The sequence below is a fragment of the Polaromonas sp. P1_F8 genome, assembly GCF_056405635.1.
The window spans coordinates 460,625-480,186 of the sequence record NZ_JBFUBS010000001.1; the positions used below are offsets into that span (position 1 = coordinate 460,625).

At 60.4% G+C, this 19,562-nt stretch carries 20 protein-coding genes; 14 read left to right on the forward strand and 6 right to left on the reverse strand.

All coding sequences use genetic code 11. The annotated features are described in order from the left end of the window. Nucleotides 1–31: 31 nt before the first annotated feature. Both clpS and icd read right to left on the reverse strand, forming a co-directional pair. On the reverse strand, nt 32–409 hold the full coding sequence (clpS, locus tag AC1D1J_RS02200; RefSeq protein ID WP_457280765.1) for an ATP-dependent Clp protease adapter ClpS: 378 nt from the start codon (nt 407–409) through the stop codon (nt 32–34). Nucleotides 410–571: 162 nt separating this feature from the next. Beyond that, a complete protein-coding gene (icd, locus tag AC1D1J_RS02205; RefSeq protein ID WP_457280764.1) occupies nt 572–1,831 on the reverse strand; it encodes an NADP-dependent isocitrate dehydrogenase in 1,260 nt (419 codons plus the stop codon). Nucleotides 1,832–2,030: 199 nt separating this feature from the next. Between icd and AC1D1J_RS02210 the strand changes: the two genes are divergently transcribed. Together AC1D1J_RS02210 and AC1D1J_RS02215 are read left to right on the forward strand one after the other, a co-directional pair. Next, nucleotides 2,031–2,336 carry a hypothetical protein gene (locus tag AC1D1J_RS02210; protein ID WP_457280763.1) on the forward strand — a complete coding sequence of 102 codons (306 nt, stop codon included), beginning with the start codon at nt 2,031–2,033 and terminating at the stop codon, nt 2,334–2,336. Nucleotides 2,337–2,487: 151 nt separating this feature from the next. Beyond that, complete coding sequence (locus AC1D1J_RS02215) at nt 2,488–2,925, forward strand: DUF192 domain-containing protein (RefSeq protein ID WP_477666040.1); 438 nt, start codon at nt 2,488–2,490, stop codon at nt 2,923–2,925. Nucleotides 2,926–2,991: 66 nt separating this feature from the next. Here AC1D1J_RS02215 and AC1D1J_RS02220 read toward each other — a convergent pair whose 3' ends face one another. Together AC1D1J_RS02220 and xseA are read right to left on the reverse strand one after the other, a co-directional pair. Continuing rightward, nucleotides 2,992–3,573 (reverse strand): Fe-Mn family superoxide dismutase, encoded by a 582-nt coding sequence (locus AC1D1J_RS02220; RefSeq protein ID WP_431096247.1) that lies wholly within the window; start codon nt 3,571–3,573, stop codon nt 2,992–2,994. A 54-nt stretch (nt 3,574–3,627) separates the two neighbouring features. After that, a complete protein-coding gene (xseA, locus tag AC1D1J_RS02225) occupies nt 3,628–4,947 on the reverse strand; it encodes an exodeoxyribonuclease VII large subunit (RefSeq protein WP_477693772.1) in 1,320 nt (439 codons plus the stop codon). A gap of 340 nt (nt 4,948–5,287) precedes the next feature. Here xseA and AC1D1J_RS02230 point away from each other — a divergent pair, with 340 nt between their 5' ends. The 6 genes from AC1D1J_RS02230 to adk all read left to right on the forward strand — a co-directional run bounded on the left by AC1D1J_RS02230 (nt 5,288) and on the right by adk (nt 9,246). Next, a complete protein-coding gene (locus AC1D1J_RS02230; protein ID WP_477648746.1) occupies nt 5,288–5,926 on the forward strand; it encodes a MotA/TolQ/ExbB proton channel family protein in 639 nt (212 codons plus the stop codon). Next, nucleotides 5,923–6,351, forward strand: a complete 429-nt coding sequence (locus tag AC1D1J_RS02235) for an ExbD/TolR family protein (protein ID WP_457280760.1) — start codon at nt 5,923–5,925, stop codon at nt 6,349–6,351. Before AC1D1J_RS02230 ends, AC1D1J_RS02235 begins: the two co-directional genes overlap by 4 nt. Nucleotides 6,352–6,373: 22 nt before the next feature. After that, nucleotides 6,374–7,444, forward strand: coding sequence for a tetraacyldisaccharide 4'-kinase (gene lpxK / locus AC1D1J_RS02240; protein WP_477693773.1), 1,071 nt, complete (start codon nt 6,374–6,376; stop codon nt 7,442–7,444). Then, nucleotides 7,425–7,607, forward strand: a complete 183-nt coding sequence (locus tag AC1D1J_RS02245) for a Trm112 family protein (protein ID WP_122956562.1) — start codon at nt 7,425–7,427, stop codon at nt 7,605–7,607. Before lpxK ends, AC1D1J_RS02245 begins: the two co-directional genes overlap by 20 nt. 37 nt (nt 7,608–7,644) lie before the next feature. Next, nucleotides 7,645–8,403, forward strand: a complete 759-nt coding sequence (kdsB, locus tag AC1D1J_RS02250) for a 3-deoxy-manno-octulosonate cytidylyltransferase (RefSeq protein ID WP_477693774.1) — start codon at nt 7,645–7,647, stop codon at nt 8,401–8,403. 186 nt (nt 8,404–8,589) lie between these two features. Further along, entirely contained in the window at nt 8,590–9,246 is a 657-nt protein-coding gene (adk, locus tag AC1D1J_RS02255) for an adenylate kinase (RefSeq protein ID WP_477648743.1), read from the forward strand. Nucleotides 9,247–9,342: 96 nt separating this feature from the next. On the opposite strand, the gene AC1D1J_RS02260 is transcribed toward adk, so the two are convergent. Next, nucleotides 9,343–10,299 (reverse strand): asparaginase, encoded by a 957-nt coding sequence (locus AC1D1J_RS02260; protein ID WP_477685764.1) that lies wholly within the window; start codon nt 10,297–10,299, stop codon nt 9,343–9,345. 140 nt (nt 10,300–10,439) lie between these two features. On the opposite strand from AC1D1J_RS02260, the gene lexA reads away from it, so the two are divergent. Next, nucleotides 10,440–11,144 (forward strand): transcriptional repressor LexA, encoded by a 705-nt coding sequence (gene lexA / locus AC1D1J_RS02265; protein ID WP_477669422.1) that lies wholly within the window; start codon nt 10,440–10,442, stop codon nt 11,142–11,144. Nucleotides 11,145–11,819: 675 nt separating this feature from the next. Continuing rightward, entirely contained in the window at nt 11,820–12,827 is a 1,008-nt protein-coding gene (locus tag AC1D1J_RS02270; RefSeq protein ID WP_477685763.1) for a D-2-hydroxyacid dehydrogenase family protein, read from the forward strand. Between the two features lie 70 nt (nt 12,828–12,897). On the opposite strand, the gene AC1D1J_RS02275 is transcribed toward AC1D1J_RS02270, so the two are convergent. After that, entirely contained in the window at nt 12,898–15,033 is a 2,136-nt protein-coding gene (locus tag AC1D1J_RS02275; RefSeq protein ID WP_477693775.1) for a type IV pilus assembly protein FimV, read from the reverse strand. Between the two features lie 56 nt (nt 15,034–15,089). On the opposite strand from AC1D1J_RS02275, the gene AC1D1J_RS02280 reads away from it, so the two are divergent. From AC1D1J_RS02280 to AC1D1J_RS02295, 4 genes are all read left to right on the forward strand, one after another. Beyond that, nucleotides 15,090–16,610 carry a 3-hydroxyacyl-CoA dehydrogenase gene (locus AC1D1J_RS02280; RefSeq protein WP_477693776.1) on the forward strand — a complete coding sequence of 507 codons (1,521 nt, stop codon included), beginning with the start codon at nt 15,090–15,092 and terminating at the stop codon, nt 16,608–16,610. 160 nt (nt 16,611–16,770) lie between these two features. After that, nucleotides 16,771–17,550, forward strand: coding sequence for an oxepin-CoA hydrolase, alternative type (locus AC1D1J_RS02285; protein ID WP_477693777.1), 780 nt, complete (start codon nt 16,771–16,773; stop codon nt 17,548–17,550). A 139-nt stretch (nt 17,551–17,689) separates the two neighbouring features. Continuing rightward, nucleotides 17,690–18,415, forward strand: coding sequence for a Crp/Fnr family transcriptional regulator (locus tag AC1D1J_RS02290; RefSeq protein WP_457280750.1), 726 nt, complete (start codon nt 17,690–17,692; stop codon nt 18,413–18,415). 21 nt (nt 18,416–18,436) lie between these two features. Further along, complete coding sequence (locus tag AC1D1J_RS02295; RefSeq protein ID WP_477693778.1) at nt 18,437–19,528, forward strand: phosphotransferase; 1,092 nt, start codon at nt 18,437–18,439, stop codon at nt 19,526–19,528. Nucleotides 19,529–19,562 lie beyond the last annotated feature (34 nt).

A 19,562-nucleotide genomic window follows, 5' to 3' on the forward strand; every position in this document is an offset into this window, starting at 1 on the left:
CTTATGAAGGGAATATTGGCCGGATTTACGATTATTCAATGGGCTCACTGACACACTGCAGCGGATGGCCGTTTTTCCGTGCAGCTTCGGTGACCTGGTCCACTTTGGTCGCCGCTACGTCCCTGGAAAACACGCCGCAGACACCTTTGCCGTCCAGATGGATCTTCAGCATGATCTGTGTGGCGGTGTCGTGGTCCTTGTTGAAAAACTCCTGGATCACCACCACCACGAACTCCATGGGGGTGTAGTCGTCGTTCAGCAGGACCACCTGGTACATCTGCGGGGGCTTGGTCTTTTGCGGCCGACGCTCCAATACGACCGACTCTCCCCCATTGCCGTTATCGGGCTTGATAGCCGGGACTGGGGGCTGCACCGGAGAGTTGGGGGATTTGGGAGACTTGGTTGCCATGGAATTCATTCTAGCCACCGATGTAGTCCAGTGCGCCTGATAGGGAAATTGGTGGCGGGAACGCGACATTCAAGCGTGATATTTTTCCTTTTCCGCGCCCAAGAAAAAAACCGCCGCGGGATTGCTCCCGGGCGGTTCTCGGAAAAACCGGCTGAGCCAGCTTTACATGTGGTCGATCATGACCTGGCCAAAGCCGGAGCAGCTGACCTGGGTTGCGCCTTCCATGAGGCGGGCGAAGTCATAAGTGACCTTCTTGGAGTCGATGGATTTTTCCATCGAGCTGATGATCAGGTCGGCAGCCTTGGTCCAGCCCATGTGGCGCAGCATCATTTCGGCCGAGAGGATTTCGGAACCGGGGTTCACGTAGTCCTTGCCGGCATACTTGGGCGCAGTACCGTGGGTGGCTTCAAACATGGCGACGGTGTCGCTCAGGTTGGCGCCGGGGGCGATGCCGATGCCGCCGACCTGGGCAGCCAGCGCGTCGGACACGTAGTCGCCGTTCAGGTTCAGGGTGGCGATCACGCTGTATTCAGCGGGACGCAGCAGGATCTGCTGCAGGAAAGCATCGGCGATGCTGTCCTTGACGGTGATTTCCTTGCCGGTCTTGGGGTTCTTGAACTTCATCCATGGGCCGCCGTCGATTTCCACAGCGCCGAATTCCTTCTTGGCCAGGGCATAAGCCCAGTCACGGAAGCCACCTTCGGTGAACTTCATGATGTTGCCCTTGTGCACGATGGTCACGCTGGGCTTGTCGTTGTCGATAGCGTACTGGATGGCCTTGCGCACCAGGCGCTCGGTGCCTTCGCTGGAAACCGGCTTGATGCCGATGCCGGAGGTGTTCGGGAAGCGGATCTTCTTGACGCCCATCTCGTCCTGCAGGAACTTGATGAGTTTTTTGGCCTTGTCGCTGCCGGATTCGAATTCGATACCGGCGTAGATGTCTTCCGAGTTTTCGCGGAAGATGACCATGTGGGTCTTTTCAGGCTCTTTGACGGGCGAAGGAACGCCCTTGAAATACTGGATGGGGCGCAGGCAGACATAAAGATCCAGCTCCTGGCGCAGCGCCACGTTCAGGCTGCGGATGCCGCCGCCCACCGGGGTCGTCAGCGGACCCTTGATCGACACGACGTAGTCACGAACAGCGTGCAGGGTTTCTTCTGGCAGCCATACGTCCGGGCCATAGACCTTGGTGGACTTTTCACCGGCAAACACTTCCATCCAGTGGATCTTTTTCTTGCCGCCGTAGGCTTTGGCAACAGCAGCATCAACCACTTTCAGCATCACCGGCGTAATGTCTGCGCCGGTGCCGTCGCCTTCAATGAACGGAATGATGGGTTCGTCAGGTACGTTCAACGAGTTGTCGGCATTGACAGTGATTTTTTGGCCTTGGGAAGGCACCTTGATGTGCTGATACATGAACAAAAGTCTCCGGTAAGCGCAAGGCGTCCAAGGGCACGCCACGCAACAGTTAGGTAAAAACCCCTAAATTCTAGCCGTAAAACCGTACGGCAAAAGAATTTGGGGGCATCGTGTCAACGGCTTTGGAACCGGCCTCGTTACGGTAGGGCCTCCGAGAAGTTCGGGGTATTTTTTCCAATAACGTTATCAAAGGAAATTCCAAATGAACAAAATCCTCGCTGCTTTGATCGCTGGCCTCTTCGCTGCTGGTGCTTTCGCACAAGCTTCCGCTCCTGCGGCTACCCCAGCCAAGCCAGCTGTTGCCGCAACGCCAGCCGCTCCTGCTGCAAAAGCAGAAGCCAAAGCTGAAGCAAAGCCAGCCAAAATGACCAAAGAAGAAAAAGCTGCTGCCAAGGCCGCAAAGAAAGAAAAAGCTGCTGCTGACAAGAAAGCAAAAGCTGAAGCCGCTGCAGCCAAGAAAGCCGAAGCTGCTGCCGCCAAAAAAGCAAAAGCTGAAGCCAAGAAGTAATTCCTGGTGACTTCGGTCAAAATGCCCGCCGCGTGCGGGCATTTTTTATGCGCGTCGTTTATGCTGGCCGATCAACTTCATGCGTGGTGACTCTATGTTTTTCGAACCCGGTACTGTCTTTTTTCGTGGGGCGTTCAAGGGCCTCACCCAGATGCTGGCTGTTGCCGCCTTGTTCGTGCCCCTGGGTGCTTCGGCGCAGGACGGCCCCCAGATGAATTTACAGCGCGTCAAGCTGTCGGCCGGCATGCACCTGATTGAGGCACAGGTGGCCCTCACGCCGGAACAGCGGCAAATCGGCCTGATGTTCCGCAAGGAAATGCCGCAACAGGAAGGCATGATTTTTATCTTCGAGCAGCCAGCCCAGCAGTGCTTCTGGATGAAAAACACCTTGCTGCCACTGACCGCCGCCTTTGTGGCGGATGACGGCACCATCGTGAACCTCGCCGACATGAAACCTCAAACCACAGACCCACACTGCTCTGCCCAACCCGTGCGCTTTGTCCTGGAAATGAACAAGGGCTGGTTTGCGCGAAAACGCATCAAGGCCGGCAGCAAACTGGGCGGCCCGATTTTCGAGGCGAAGCGCTGATTTCTCGCTTTTAAAACAAAAAAAGCCGACTCATGTCGGCTTTTTTGTGGGCGAAGGCTTCTCGCCTCAGGCGAAGTTGGCCTCGGCAAAACTCCAGTTCACCAGATTGGAGAGGAAGGTTTCGACAAATTTCGGACGCAGGTTGCGGTAGTCGATGTAGTAGGCATGCTCCCAGACATCCACCGTCAGCAGGGCCTTGTCGGCGGTGGTGAGCGGGGTACCTGCCGGGCCGGTGTTGACAATATCAACCGTGCCGTCGGCTTTTTTGACAAGCCACGTCCAGCCGGAACCGAAATTGCCAACGGCCGACTTGACGAAAGCCTCTTTGAAAGCAGCGTAAGAGCCAAACTTGGCGTTGATGGCTGCAGCCAGCGCGCCGCCAGGCTCGCCGCCGCCAGCAGGCTTCATGCAGCTCCAGAAGAAGGTGTGGTTCCAGATCTGGGCAGCATTGTTGTACACACCACCACTGGATTTCTTGACGATCTCTTCGAGCGTCATGGCTTCAAACTCAGTGCCTTTTTGCAGGTTGTTGAGGTTCACCACGTAAGCATTGTGGTGCTTGCCATGGTGGTATTCAAAGGCTTCCTGGCTGTAATGCGGCGCCAGGGCGTCGATGGGGTACGGTAGCGGGGGGAGTTTGTGTTCCATGATTTTTTCCTCGTGGTGATGAATAAACTGCTTTTAACGATGTCATTGTAAAAACTAAATCAGCCTGCGCGCAGAAACCGTCAAATCGACCTCGCCGTCGGCAAGGGTAGCGCGTACGGGTTGTCCCACATGGGTCTTTTCGCGGCTTGTAATGGGCTGCCCCTGAAGGTCGGCAAGCCAGGCATAGCCGCGCTTCAGAACCAGTTTGGGGTCCAGCAATTCAAGCCGCAACTGCGCGCGCTCAACGCGCTGCTGGCCGCGCCGCAGGCTGCCCTCCACCTCGCGCGGGAAGTCACTGCCCAAGGCCTGTAGCTTTTGCCGTTCGTGCTGTAGTGCCGAACGCGCCGCATGGCTCAGGCTCTGGCCGAGCCCGGCCAGGCGGGCATGCTGCCTGGTAACCAGATGCGACGGCCGGCTGATCCGGGAAGCCGCCCAGTCCAGGCGCTGGTTGTGCAACTCCAGCTGCCGGTCTATGCCGTTTTGCAGCCGCGATAGGGCCAAGTCCAGCGCACCCAGCCAGACAGCTTGGGGCTGCGCGCAGAGTTCTGCCGCGGCGGTCGGCGTGGGCGCACGCACGTCAGCGCAAAAATCGGCGATCGTGAAGTCGGTTTCATGCCCCACCCCGCTGATCACCGGCATGGGCGACTCCACCAGGGTCCGGGCAAGCTGTTCATCATTAAAAGCCCACAGGTCTTCCATGGCGCCGCCACCGCGTACCACCAGCAAGACATCCACATGGTCCAGCGATCGCCGTTGATAGGCTTTGAGCAAAGCGGCGCGCAATTCGCCGGCGGCCTGGGCGCCCTGTACGCTGGCAGGATAAATAACCACGGGAATGTGCGGTACACGGCGCTGCAAAGCACTCATGACATCGTGCAAGGCGGCGGCACCCAGCGAAGTCACCACACCAATGGCGCAAGGCAGCAAAGGCAAAGGCCTTTTACGGCCTGGGTCGAAAAGGCCCTCAGCTTCAAGCCTCGCCTTGAGCAGCAGGAACTGTTCAAAAAGGTTGCCCTGGCCTGCCTGGCGCATGGACTCGACCACCAGTTGTAGTTCACCGCGCGGCTCATATACACCCAGCCGTCCCCGCAGCTCCACCAATTGGCCGTCGCGCGGGGAAAAGTCCAGCATCGTGGCAGCGCGGCGGAACATGGCGCAGCGAACCTGCCCCTGTTCATCTTTGAGTGAAAAATAGCAGTGGCCGCTGGCCGCCCGCGAAAACCCGCTGAGCTCACCCCGCACCGCTACTGGGTTAAACCGGGCTTCCAGGCTGTCCGAAATTGCCCTCAGCAAAGACCCAACAGGCCATACACGAATACCCGCCTCGCGTGCTGCCGCTTGAGGGTTCTCCGAAGGGACTGATGCATCAAACACGCCTAAACCCCTTGGCAATCCGGGTGTAATACTCCACAGAGCGCCGCCCCTCAAGGCTCAAACCCCTGGTTTCACGCGGATATCGAGATAAGTTCGTGTAACTCATTGATTTTAAATAACTTAATTCTGCTCAAAATTTCATCGTTCTGTCACATGCACGATTTGGCGCGGCTTGCAGGCCTCTGCGCCACTACTTGCTAACAAAGTTATCCACAGCTTCTGTGGGCTACGTCCGACACGCGGTGAAGTTGCGAACATTTAACAGGTCAGGCTCAGCTGCAACGAGATGGCAGTTTCTGTAAGCCATAATCCACCACAACTTACTGCCTGGAGATGTGCATTGTTTTCGATCATACAAGCCGCAGGTTGGCCGATTTGGCCCCTGGTTGCCTGCTCTGTCTTGGCCCTTGCTCTGGTTATTGAGCGTTTTACCAGCCTAAAAACCCGAAAAGTCGCCCCCGCCAAGCTGCTTGACGAAGCCATCACCGTCTCCCGCGCCTCCGTCCCCTCCCCCGATGTCGTGGCGCAGCTTGAACAGAATTCGCTGCTCGGCGAAGTGCTTGCCAGCGGTTTTCGCGCGCTGAACACCAATCCCCGGATCAGCGAAGATGACCTGCGCTCCACGCTGGAAGGCGCGGGACGCAAGGCGGCCCATAAGCTGGAGCGATACCTGGCAGCCCTGGCAACCATCGCCTCTGCTGCGCCCCTGCTCGGCCTGCTGGGTACGGTCATCGGCATGATCGAGATTTTCGGCTCCCAGGCAGGTGGTGGAGGTGTGAGCAATGCCGCTGGCGGCAACCCCGCCCAGTTGGCGCAAGGCATTTCGATTGCGCTCTACAACACGGCTTTCGGCCTGATGGTGGCCATTCCCTCGCTGATTTTCTGGCGCTATTTCCGGGCGCGCGTGGACGGATATCTACTGACGATGGAGCTGGCGGCCGAGCGTTTTGTACGCCACCTCAATACCCTCAGAAAATGAACTTCCGCCCCCATCCTCATGACGAGCCGGAGATCAACCTGATCCCCTTCATCGATGTGCTGCTCGTGGTGCTGATCTTCCTGATGCTGTCCACGACCTATAGCAAGTTCACCGAACTACAGGTCAAACTGCCGATCGCCAACGCCGAACAGCAGCGAGACTACCCCAAGGAAGTCATCGTCGCCGTGAGCAGCGACGGCCGCTACATGGTCAACAAGACTCTGGTGGAAGGCCGTGGCATCGAAGTGCTGGGAGCCGCACTGGCCGAAGCAGCGAAGGCCGGCAAGGAGAGCGTCATCATCATCAGCGCCGATGCCAACGCCACGCATCAAGCCGTCATCACCGTCATGGAGGCCGCACGCCGCCAGGGGCTGACGCAAATCACATTTGCAACGCAAAGCGCCGCAACGGCCGGGGCCAGATAGGCCGGGGCCGGTTGCCCATTCCATGCAGCCTTCGCGGCGAAATGGCAGTCATCACGTGAAACAGATTTTGCAGAATGCCTGGCACAGACGGGGTTGGCTGGCATGCCTGCTCTGGCCGCTTGCCCAGGCCTATGGCTTGGTCGTGCGGCTGCGGTGGGTGCTGTATCGCCGTCACATTCTCCGGTCCGAACATTTTGGCGTTCCGGTGGTCGTGGTCGGAAACGTCATCGCCGGCGGCGCCGGAAAAACACCGCTGGTGATTGCCCTGGTGAAACATCTGCAGGCGCAACAGATACGGGTAGGGGTGGTGTCCCGAGGTTATGGAAGGCACGGCACTGACTGCCTGGAGGTGATCCCCGGTACACCCCCTCATCTCACAGGCGACGAGCCGGCCCTTATCAAGCGTGCAACGGGTGCGCCTGTTTTTGTTGCCGGCAAGCGTGTAGACGCCGTGCGTGCATTGCTTGCCGCATATCCGGGCACGGCTGTAGTCGTGTGTGACGACGGGCTGCAACACTACGCCCTGCAACGCGATATCGAGATTGCCGTGTTCGACGACCGAGGTGTGGGGAACGGTTGGCTGCTACCGGCAGGCCCGTTGCGTGAGCCCTGGCCCGCACGCGAACGGGTTGGCTTGAATTTTGTGCTGCACACCGGGCAAAAACCGGCATTTGGAGGGTTTGTTTCCAGTCGCAAACTGGGCAACGAAGCTTATTCCGGCCGGGGCGAACCGGTCGCGCTAACGAGCCTGCGGGGCAGGCCTCTGGCGGCACTTGCGGGCATAGCCAACCCTGAAGCATTTTTCGGAATGCTGAGGGAAACCGGCCTGACGCTGCAGGCCACAACGGCCCTCCCCGACCACCATGACTTCACCGATCAAGACCTGGAAGCGGAGGCACTCAAAGGGCGCGTGGTGCTGTGCACTGAAAAAGACGCTGTCAAGCTTTTTGCCCTGCAGGGCACGTCACAAAAGGAGGTTCTGGCCGTGCCTTTGGTGTTTACGCCCGAACCAGCGTTCTTTGCCGCACTCGATGCCCGGCTGGCCCCGCTGATTTCTCCCTTACCATCAGGCCATGGACACCAAACTGCTTGAACTGCTGGTCTGCCCTGTGACCAAAGGCCCGCTCGACTACGACCGGGAAAAACAGGAACTTGTTTCCCGCAGCGCCCGCCTCGCCTACCCGGTGCGCGACGGGCTTCCCGTGCTGCTGGAAAGCGAAGCGCGGACCTTGACCGACGAAGAGCTCGGCCTGTGAACGAGTCCTTGAAAAAAACAAGCCAGACCCCGAAAGCATGAGCTTCACCGTCCTCATTCCGGCCAGACTGGCCTCTACACGCCTGCCCAACAAGCCGCTGGCCGACATCGGCGGTACACCCATGGTCGTGCGTGTGGCGCAGCGCGCTATGAAAAGCACCGCCTTGCGCACCGTCGTCGCAACGGACAGCAACGAAATCATCGAAAAATGCGCGTCTTTCGGCATCGCCGCCGTGCTGACACGAGAAGACCACCCCAGCGGCAGCGACCGGCTCGCGGAAGCCTGCAGCGTGCTGGGACTCGCGGACGACGACATTGTGGTGAATGTGCAAGGTGACGAGCCGCTGATTGACCCGGCCTTGATCGACGCGGTCGCGCGCCTGCTCATCGAGCGACCGGACTGCGCCATGAGCACGGCGGCGCATGCCATCCAGCAGCTGGCCGACCTGAACAACCCCAACGTGGTCAAGGTGGTGCTTGACGCGCGCCATACGGCCCTTTACTTCAGCCGCTCACCCATTCCGGCCGCGCGCGACTTTACCGGCAAGGCGTGGTGGGAGGCCGGCAGCAGCCTGCCCCGGCCACTCCGGCACGTCGGCATTTACGGCTACCGGGTGGGATTTCTGCGGGAGTTCCCGCGCCTTCCCCAGTCGCCACTCGAGCAACTGGAGTGCCTTGAGCAACTCCGGGCACTGTGGCACGGCCATCGCATCGCCGTGCACATCACCGGCGACGCGCCCGGGCCGGGCGTTGACACCCCGGAAGACCTGGACCTCGCCCGCAAGTTGTTTTCCTGACCTGCCCTCCCCGGCACGACGCCGGCTCGTAAGTTGCTGTCAGGGGTGCATGCTATCCTTGGGAAAAACACAAGTGTGAGGCCTGCAGGACGTGCCGGCAGCCCTCCATACCTGTCAAGCAGCCCCTGCGGAAACCGGCCGGCGGTTCGGGCTGACTTCAAGAATTCATAAAATCCGAGGACATCCATGAGACTGATTTTGTTGGGCGCGCCTGGCGCGGGCAAAGGGACGCAAGCGACCTTCATTTGCCAGAAGTACGGTATCCCCCAAATTTCCACCGGCGACATGCTTCGTGCGGCCGTCAAAGCCGGCACGCAGCTGGGCATTGAAGCCAAAAAAATCATGGACTCGGGTGCACTGGTCAGCGACGACCTGATCATCAATTTAGTCAAAGAGCGCATTGCCCAGCCCGACTGCGCCAAGGGCTTTCTGTTTGACGGCTTTCCGCGCACCATTCCGCAGGCCGACGCCATGAAGTCTGCCGGCGTCAAGCTGGATTACGTTCTTGAAATCGACGTACCCTTCGACGCCATCATCGAGCGCATGAGCGGACGCCGTTCGCACCCCGCCTCAGGCCGCACCTATCACGTCAAGTTCAATCCGCCCAAGGTCGAAGGCAAAGACGATGTGACCGGCGAGCCGCTGATCCAGCGCGATGACGACAAGGAAGAAACCGTCCGCAAGCGCCTGGAGGTTTACAGCGCCCAGACCCGTCCGCTGGTTGAGTACTACTCCAGCTGGGCAAAGTCAGAGCCTGAACTGGCCCCAAAATATCGTGCCATCAGCGGCATGGGCGGTGTTGACGAGATCACCGCCCGCGCGTTCAAAGCGCTGGCGGGCTGAATCGAGCCTCCAGCGAGTCCATCTGCACCCCAAAGCCGTCAGTCTGACGGCTTTTTTCATTCTGGTTCCCGGCAGACTGGAATCGCAAGGCAGGGTTCAGCTTTCCGCCAGCAACTCGAGCATCATCGCTATCCTCGCCTTCACGGGGCTCAGCCCCTGCGAATCAGAAAACAGATCCCCCGGTGTGGGCAAGACACGACCATTGAGGCACCTTGTCGACCGGACGACCCGCACCCCCGCAGACCGCGCGCGAAGCAAGGCCGCCTCCAGCGCATGGTGCAAGGTGCCATTACCCGTGGCGGCAACTACAAGCCCCTGAACACCCTGCGCCAGCAACGCGTCCACGACCGCACCACTGGCGCCGGCATGGTTCATGACAATCTCAACGCGCGGCCACTGGACCGGAACCACGGAGTTCGCTATTATTTTAATAGCTGCTTGCGCCCGTTCTACGTGGGTTTCAGGCCAATTTCTCATTAACCTGAGGAATCCTTCCTCCACATAGCCAATCGGCCCCGCATCACCGGAGTCAAAGGCGTCAACCTTGTAGGTATGCACTTTCTGCACGTCCAGCGCGCTGTGGATGGTTCCGGCGCACACCGCAACAACACCCCTCGCCCCTGCATGACGCGCCACCGCCATGGCATCCAGCATGTTCTGGGGGCCGTCAGGCACCAGCGCCGTCGCGGGCCGCATGGCGCAGGTCAGCACCACGGGTTTATCGGGGCGGCACACCGCATGAAGGAAATATGCCGTCTCTTCCAGCGTGTCCGTTCCGTGCGTGATGACAATGCCCTGCATGTCCGGCTGGGCCAGAAAGTAGTTGACCCGACTGGCCAGCTGCATCCATACCTCGAAGCTCATGTCCTTGCTATCGACCTGCGCGACCTGTTCGGTCATCAGGGGGCCGAACCTTGCCAAGGGCGGGACCGCCGCGACCAGCTGCTCAACGCCCACCTGGGCAGCGGTATAGCCAATGTTGTCCGACGCACTCGCAGCCTGCCCGGCAATCGTGCCGCCAGTGCCCAGAATCACAATATTTTGAGGATGCATAAGACGTAAACTTGCAATCTTTTAAAAACTGGATGAAAATACAGTTACTGGATATTAAAACAGCTGCAGTAACGTTGCGTACCTAAGGCCAACAGGCAATACGCAAACGGGCTGAAGTTGTGATTCAAGGAGCAACAGTGATGAGCACACTCGATAACTTTTCGCATTTTCCCTCTGAGGCTCCCAAGCTCACTGCGCGCCAGCAGCAAATTCTGGAATTGATCCAGAGCGCCATCGCGCGCACAGGCGCCCCGCCTACCCGTGCTGAAATCGCCGCCGAGCTTGGCTTTCGCTCTGCCAATGCCGCCGAGGAGCACTTGCAGGCACTGGCCCGCAAAGGCGTCATCGAACTGGTCAGCGGGACCTCACGCGGCATACGTTTGCGCAATGACGCCCTTCGCAGCCTGAACGAATCCAGAATCAAACAGTTTTCCCTGCCGTTGCAAAGCCTGGCCCAACTCGCCCTACCTCTGGTGGGGCGGGTTGCTGCTGGCAGCCCAATTCTCGCGCAGGAACATGTCGAGCAAACCTATTATTTTGAAAGCAGCCTGTTTCAGCGCCAGCCCGACTACCTGCTCAAGGTCCGCGGCATGAGCATGCGGGACGCAGGCATCATGGATGGCGACCTGCTGGCCGTCAAGCAATCCAAGGAAGCCAAGAATGGTCAAATTGTCGTGGCCCGGCTGGGTGATGAAGTGACCGTCAAGCGCTTTCGCCGCAACAAGCACCTGATCGAACTTCTGCCCGAAAACCCGGACTTTAAAACCATTGTGGTCGAGCCCGGCGAGCCTTTCGAACTGGAAGGTCTGGCCGTCGGCCTCATTCGCAACACGATGCTGATGTAGGCAGCTCACCTGGCCACGCACCAGGTGGCGGGCGTTTGGCCGTTGTGATGGCCAACACCCTGGTGCCGGGGCCTTCCTGGCAATTTGCCAGTTTGCAATCCTGCCTGTGTAAACCTCTCTCATACAGGAGTTCATCATGGGAATCGTCAGTTTTTCACATTCACCAATGTCGTCAGTCCTGCTGGCCCCCGTGCAGGCATTGGTGTCATTGTTATTGCCGGCGCAGGGTATGGCTGGGGCAAGCCGTTTTTCCGCGCCAGCCGGCGCGCAGCCCAGATCTCACCAGCTTGCGCTACCCTTTGCTTCCGGCGATTTCGCGGCAATGCGCGGCCCATCTGCCCGCGCCACTGGTGCTCTTGCCGTCCAACCCTCTGTCAAGGCGTCCCGGCCCAGCCGGCTGCGAGTTGTCCGTGAGTTTGACTCCAATGTCGGCCCAGCGTGCGCTGGCCGCATGGTGATATCCGGCCGCATGGCCGACGTCTGCGCGGAACTTGAGCGCATGAGCCAGCGAGAAACCTCTTTGAGATAACTGGTACAGCAAGCTTCCCACCAGAAGTTCAGCCCGGGCCTATGCGCTTTGCGGCGCCGTCTGATGCGTTTCCTTGAGATACAAAATCCCCAGTCGGAAGTGACCCCGGCGGCAAGGAAGAAAAATCTTGCAGGCACAATATCGGCATGAATATTGTGATCCTCGACGATTACCAGGACGCGGTGCGGAAACTGAACTGCGCGGCCAAGCTGGAAGCCTACCCCGCCAAGGTCTATACCAACACCGTTAAAGGCATCGGCCAGCTGTCCGTCCGCCTCAAGGATGCCGATGTCATCGTCCTGATCCGGGAGAGAACCCAGCTCAACCGGCAAGTTATTGAAAAACTGCCCAAACTCAAGCTGATTGCCCAGACAGGCCGTGTCGGAAGCCATGTAGATGTCGCGGCTTGCACAGAACGCGGCATCGCGGTTGCCGAGGGCATTGGGTCTCCTACGGCACCCGCGGAGCTGACCTGGGCGCTGGTGATGACCGCCATGCGCCGCATTCCACACTATGTAGCCCACTTGAAGCATGGCGCCTGGCAACAGGCAGGGCTCAAGTCAGCTTCGATGCCACCCAATTTCGGCATCGGCTCCGTCCTCAAGGGCAAGACATTGGGGGTATGGAGCTACGGGAAGATCGGGCAAATTGTGGCTGGCTACGGCAGGGCCTTCGGTATGCGTGTCATCATTTGGGGCCGTGACGCATCACTGGAGCGGGCACAGGCCGATGGCTTTGAAGTCGCGGCCAGCAAAGCCGAATTCTTTGAGCAAAGCGATGTACTGAGCCTTCACCTGCGGCTCAACACGGAGACACGCGGTATCGTCACGCTGGAAGACCTGTCGCGCATGAAAACCACGTCCCTGCTGGTGAATACGTCAAGGGCGGAGCTGATCGAACCGGAAGCATTGATCGCCTCCCTCAATCGCGGGCGGCCCGGCCTGGCGGCCATCGATGTTTTTGAGTCGGAGCCCATCCTGCAAGGCCATGCGCTGCTCCGACTGGAAAACTGCATTTGCACGCCGCATATTGGCTATGTTGAACAGGACAGCTATGAGCTGTACTTTGGCGCGGCGTTTGACAATGTCGTCAACTTCATCAAGGGCACGCCCACCAATATCGTCAACCCGGGGGCCTTGCAAGTACGGCGCTGATGTGACACGCCCAGCCTGATCAAGTGCGCGCAGATCGGAAACTCCCGGCGAGCCAGGCTGAAACTTTCGCTCAAGTTTTCTGCGTCGGCCCCGAAAAATCCGGAAAGTCGAGGTCAAACTCGATGAGATTGTTGGCAGCGGCTTGCGGCGGCCGCGCACCAGCGTCGATCGATGGAAACGGGGCCAGGTCCGTCCCCTCACCTGCACTCAAATCAATATCAAGGCCAAGCCGGGGGGACGCGGGAGGCTGTGTCGGGTCGGTTGCGCTTGCCACGGCAGGAGATGGCAAGGGCGCCACGATCTGGAACCGGGCTGACAGTGGCTGGATGCTGGTGGGTCCAAAGCCTGCAACGCTTGGGAGCGTATCCGGCATGGTCGGAATCGACGGTGCGTCCGATGGTTTGACCGGTGCTTCGGCGTCGCCGGGCGGCCGGCTAACAATCCTTTTTGCGATCGAGTGGAGGAGCAACAGCTCGCGGTAGGCGGCCAGGCTGAAGACCTCTCCCCGCGAATCCGGTTTGCGGAATATGGACTCTTCAAGTACGTCGAGTACCTTGGGCGTTGGCCAGAGGGCCTCAATCCGCGAGAGAGCCTCCGTGTAATACTCAAGATCGTGCGTATTCGCCGCGTATTCGTCGAATGCCGGCACCTTGGCATTGAACATCTTGTTGAAGTCTGTGCGCAACGCGTCGTAATCCTCCCGGCGTCCCAAGCTGTGATAGAGGTCAAACAGGTCGAGATAGACGAGCGCGCTTGTTTCCACGTTGTCCATGATGTGGTGGCGCAGAACATCTACCGCCTTGTCGGGCCGGCCGAGCGACAGGAAGAAATCGGCCTGTTGCTGCACATCAAACAGCTCTTCGGCATTCACAATCCGCGGCATGCTGCTGATACCGCTCAGGCTAGGCAGAAATTCCGAGGGAAATCTGGATTCGGCAACCCTTGGGCGCGCCACGGCGCCTGAAGCCGGCGTATTTTTCGGCGCCTCGAAAAATGGTTCGCTGGGATCGAAATCAACCAGCGAATCGGGCAAAGGCCCGGCGCTCACCGATTCAGCTTCTGAGGCCCTGCGCAAGAAGGCCTTCCCGGTGTTACCCGTACCTTCAGTCACATAAGGCGCGCCGTCTTCAGCAAACCCCTTGCCCCACCATGATCCCCGGCTGACACGGTTTTGCTGTCGGCTACGTATCCATAGCGCCAGGATCGCAAGAAGGGAGGCGGCCAGCAAGGCGTAAAGGGCGTATACGAGCCAGTTGTCATAGCGTTCACCGCGCGCCTGCTCAAGCTGGCCGCGCATTTCCATCACGGCTTTTTCGGTTTTCTGGCTTCGCGCGAGCATGCCGGCAACATCGGCTTCCAGGGATTTCAGGCGCTGGCTCTCGCGCACCATGTCTTGCGGCTGTGCATTCAGCGCCTGCCACAGTGCGGCGGCGGCAGCGCGCTGCTGGGCATCTGTTGAGGGTTCCGTCAGCAGCTCCGGCGAAGACCTAAGCACAGGGTCGCGCTCGGCCGCCAGGTCAATGGGATCAAGTTTCAGGCGAGAACGGGGCTTGCCCGCCGGCCCGGATGCGGACTTCCCAGACCCGCGGACAGCAGGCGTTGCCTGCAGCGACCCAACTGAAGCAGTCGATCGCAATTCACTGCCTCCGGCAGGCGGGACTTTTCCGGACCTCGCTCTTGGGGATTTTCCCGGGCTGGAGGGCGCGGAGCCTGCCTGTGCCTTTGTGGCGTTGCCGCCAGCGCCAGCAACACCAGGCGTCTGCGTCACCAGAGGCGCAGTCGCCACGACTTCTCCGCCGACAACGGGAATCGGGTTGGTGTTTTCTCCGGCCACTTCCGCCAGCAGCACATACTTGCGCGTGTTTTTCTGCAGGCATCCTTCACGCACATAGAGTGTCACCACCGGCTCATCGACGCCTGAGCTTGTGCGGATGCGGATCAGTGCCTCACCGGAAGCGCCTTGCGACGTGACAACACGTACTTTGTTCTGGGGAACCTGGCTGTCGCCAAAAAAAATATCAGCCGCCACGCAGACTGCAGACAGCCCTTCCGTGCCGTCCAGGTGCGCCGACAGAGTGACATCAAGGGGGCGTCCGACAAGGGTGGCGCCGCGCATGCGCCCCAGCGACAATGCCACGCTGTGGACGGCAACGCCCATCAGCAGAACGCCAAGGAGATATTTGACAGGCTTCTTGGCAAGTTTCATGGGGTGGGCAATTTTGACACGGGACCCTGACAAATACGGTCGGCCATAATTCAGGCATGGAAGTAAATTACACGAATGTGGGAATAGTTGGCACCGGCGCCATGGGGCGCGGCATTGCGCAGATCGCCGTGCAGGCCGGCAGCATCGTCAGGCTGATGGACGCGCAGGCAGGCGCCGCGGAAAAAGCGCGCGAAGCCATTTGCGCCCAATGGGACAAGCTGGTTGAAAAAGGCCGCATCGACGCGGCCGTGGCAGCCGGGCACAAAGACCGGCTTGTGCTGGCCGCCACCCTCACTGACCTCGCGGCCTGCGACCTCATCATCGAAGCCATCGTGGAGCGGCTGGAGGTCAAGAAAGCCCTGTTCGCCGAACTCGAGACACTGGTACCTGTGCACACCGTGCTGGCCAGCAATACCTCCTCGCTGTCCATAACGGCCATCGCCGCAGACCTGAAGCACCCCGAACGCCTGGCCGGTTACCACTTCTTCAACCCCGTTCCGCTGATGAAAGTCGTGGAAGTGATCGCGGGCCTGAAGACCAGCCCCGCCGTGTGCGAGGGCCTCAGCCAATACGCCCGGCAAATGGGCCACACACCCGTGCAGGCGCAAGACACGCCCGGCTTCATCGTCAACCACGCCGGCCGAGGCTACGGCACCGAAGCGCTGCGCATCGTCAGCGAAGGCGTCGCCGACTTCGCCACCATAGACCGCATCCTGCGCGACCAGGCCGGCTTCAAGCTGGGCCCTTTCGAGCTGATGGACCTGACCGGGCTCGACGTCTCCCATCCCGTGATGGAGTCAATCTACCACCAGTATTACGAAGAAGCCCGCTACCGTCCCAATGTGATCACGGCGCAGCGCCTGGCCGGCGGAGTGCTGGGCCGCAAGACCGGTGAAGGCTTTTATCGTTACACCGACGGCGCCATGCAGGTGCCGCCGGAGCCGGCCGTCCCTGATGTGACCGAACTCCCGCCGGTATGGGTGTCGCCGCGTGCTTCACGCCGCTCGGAGCTGTTGCAGCTGCTCAAAAACCTGGGCGCCAAAATCGAAACCGGCGCCTCCGCATCACCACAGGCCCTGATGCTGGTCGCCCCTTTGGGCTTTGACATCACCACCGTCGCCGTTGTCGAACGGCTGGACCCGGCCCGCACTGTGGGTATCGACATGCTGATCGACGACGCAGCCACCAAGCGGCGCGTGCTGGCGACCAACCCGGCCACCCGCACCGACATGCGCGACGCCGCGCACGCCCTCTTCGCCCGCGACGGCAAGGCCGTCAGCGTGATCCGCGACAGTGGCGGTTTTGTCACCCAGCGCGTCGTGGCCACCATCGTCAACATCGCCAGCGACATCTGCCAGCAAGGCATTTGCAGCCCGAAGGACCTGGAAACCGCCGTCACGCTGGGCCTGGGTTATCCGTTGGGGCCGCTGGCCATGGGCGATCGCTATGGCCCCACCAATGTGCTGGAAGTGTTGTTCAACATGCAGACCGTGTACGGCGACCAACGCTACCGCCCTTCCCCCTGGCTGCGGCGGCGCGGCGCCATTGGCCTTAGCCTGTTACACCAGGAGGAATAGCACCCCCTTCGGATGCTCACTTCGTGTAGCACCTTCCCCCCTCGAGGGGGCGGCGCCTGCGGCCTGGCGAAGCCAGTTCCGCGGCCCCCACTGGCAAGGGGATCTGTACGGGGACTTGGTCCCTGCCTATTTCTTATTTCGATGCATTGGAAAAACTAGCATGGCAGGCGCAATCAAAGGTACGAGCGAGGGTCAGACCCTTATCCTGACGATCAGCAACCCCGAGTTCAAGAACGCGCTCGGCCCCGACATTTACGCCGCGGGCATTGAGGCGCTGAATGCCGCTGAAAACAACCCCGACATCCGCAGTGTGGTGATCACCGGCGAAGGTGCCATGTTTTGCGCAGGGGGCAACCTGCAGCGCCTGGAGGCCAACCGCCGCAAGGCGCCGGAGGTGCAAGCCCAGAGCATTGAAGGCCTGCACAACTGGATTGACTCGATCCGGACTTATCCCAAGCCGGTGATCGCCGCCGTGGAAGGTGCTGCCGCCGGTGCAGGTTTTTCACTGGTGCTGGCCTGCGATTTCGTCGTTGCAGCGGACAACGCTGTGTTCGTGATGTCTTACAGCACTGTGGCGCTCTCACCCGACGGTGGCGGCAGCTGGGCCCTGGCGCGTGCCTTGCCGCGTGCGCTGGCCAGCGAATTGCTGATGGCCGGCGAACGCATAGGCGCGCGCCGGTTGCATGATCTTGGCCTGGTGAACCGCGTTGCGGCCCCGGGCGAGGCCTTGGCCCAGGCGCTTGAACTGGCCGAAAACCTGAATGCGCGCGCGCCCAATGCGCTGGCCAGCATCAAGGAACTCATCAACGACGCAGCCGGCAGCACGCTGACCGAGCAACTCACCCACGAACGTGATCACTTCGTACGCAACCTGCACGACGCCAATGCAGGTGAAGGCATAGACGCCTTCCTGAACAAGCGCACGCCGCACTACCGTTAGGCGGCAGGCAGCCAGTCGCGGACTGCCCAACCGACAATCCAGGCCTCGGGCCGGGCGACACCCATGCGACAGCCCGCTGGCGCCGGGCGGGTCCCTCAAGCGACAATGGTCGTCTTGTTAGTCACTCAAAAGACAGACCATGGACGATCCCATTCTTACGATAGAGGAACGAGAGGCCATCAACAACGGCCGCTGGTTTTCATCCCTGTCCCCATCCCTGAGGCACGACATACTTCGATGCGCCTACGTCAAACGCTACAAAGACGGCGAACTCATCAGCGCCCGCGGCGATGTGCCGGAAGAATGGATCTCCTGCGCGCGGGGCGCCATCCGTGTCAGCTCGACCTCGATTTCGGGCAAGCAGGTCACGTTGACCTATGTGGAGCCGGGCCTCTGGGTCGGCGATGTGGCGATCTTCGACGGCGAGCGGCGCACCCACGACTCCTATGCCCATGGCGAAACCACCTTGCTGTGTGTCTCGCGCGCCGACCTGCGCAAGATACTGAGCCAGCATGTCGAACTCTACGAGGCCCTGCTGCGCCTGCATGCACGGCGCATACGGCAGCTCTTCGGCCTGGTGGAAGACCTCAACACCCTGCCCTTGCGGGCGCGGCTGGCCAAGCAGTTGCTGCACCTGGTGCGCAGCTACGGTGTGCCCAGCCTGGCGGACAGTGGCGAAGTGCGAATCGGCCTGCAGCTGGCACAAGAGGAATTGGCGCAACTGCTGGGCGCCTCGCGCCAGCGCGTCAACCAGGAGCTCAAGTCCATGGAGCGCGAAGAAGCCATCCGGATCGAGCCGGGAGGCCTGGTGGTGCGCAACCGCGCAACCCTGATGCGCATCTCTGAAGCTGAAATTGACAAATAAACAGAGACAACACGTTTGAGCATGAGCAATTTCGATCACTTTGTCGGTACACGGGCTGTTTCGGGTGCGCACGCTTTTGATCTCGAAGCCCTTGCCGCTTATCTCGACAAGCACCTGCCTGGCTTCCAGGGCCCGCTGACCGCGGAAATTTTCAAGGGCGGCCAGTCCAACCCGACCTACAAGCTGATCACGCCCACCGCTTCTTATGTGATGCGCGCCAAGCCGGGACCGGTGGCCAAATTGCTGCCGTCGGCCCATGCGGTGGAGCGCGAATTCAAGGTCATGCAGGGGCTGCACGGCACCGACGTGCCGGTACCCAGGATGTATTGCCTCTGCGAAGACGAGTCCGTGATCGGCCGCGCTTTCTATGTAATGGAGTTCGTCGAAGGCCGCGTGCTGTGGGACCAGTCACTTCCGGGCATGACCAACGCCCAGCGCGGTGAGATCTACGACGAGATGAACCGCGTGGTCGCCGCACTGCACAAGGTGAAGTTTGCCGAGCGGGGCCTGGCCGACTACGGCAAGCCCGGCAACTACTTTGAACGCCAGATCGGCCGCTGGAGCAAGCAGTACGCCGCCTCCATCACCCAGCCCATCGCCGAGATGGACAGCCTGATGCAGTGGCTGCCGGCCAACATCCCGGCCAGCGCGCGCGACGAAAACATGGTCTCCGTCGTGCATGGTGATTTCCGGCTAGACAACCTGCTCTTTCACCCCACCGAGCCGCGTGTGCTGGCCGTGCTTGACTGGGAGCTCTCCACCTTGGGCCACCCGCTGGCCGACTTCAGCTACCACTGCATGGCCTGGCACATCCCGCCGGGGGCCTTCCGCGGTATCGGCGGGCTCGACGTGGTCAGCCTGGGAATTCCCACCGAATCCGACTACATCCGCCTTTACTGCGCGCGTACCGGGCTGGCCACGCCCGAGGCGCTCAAGGCCGACTGGAACTTCTATATGGCCTACAACCTGTTTCGCATCGCGGCCATTCTGCAAGGCATTGCCAAGCGCGTCGAGGCCGGCACGGCCTCCAGCGCCCAGGCCGTCAGCTCGGCCGCCGGCGCGCCGCTGCTGGCGAAGATGGCATGGGGCTTTGCCCTGAAAAGCCAGGGCTGAACGACCGCTGCCTCACAACAACATCGCCTCACAT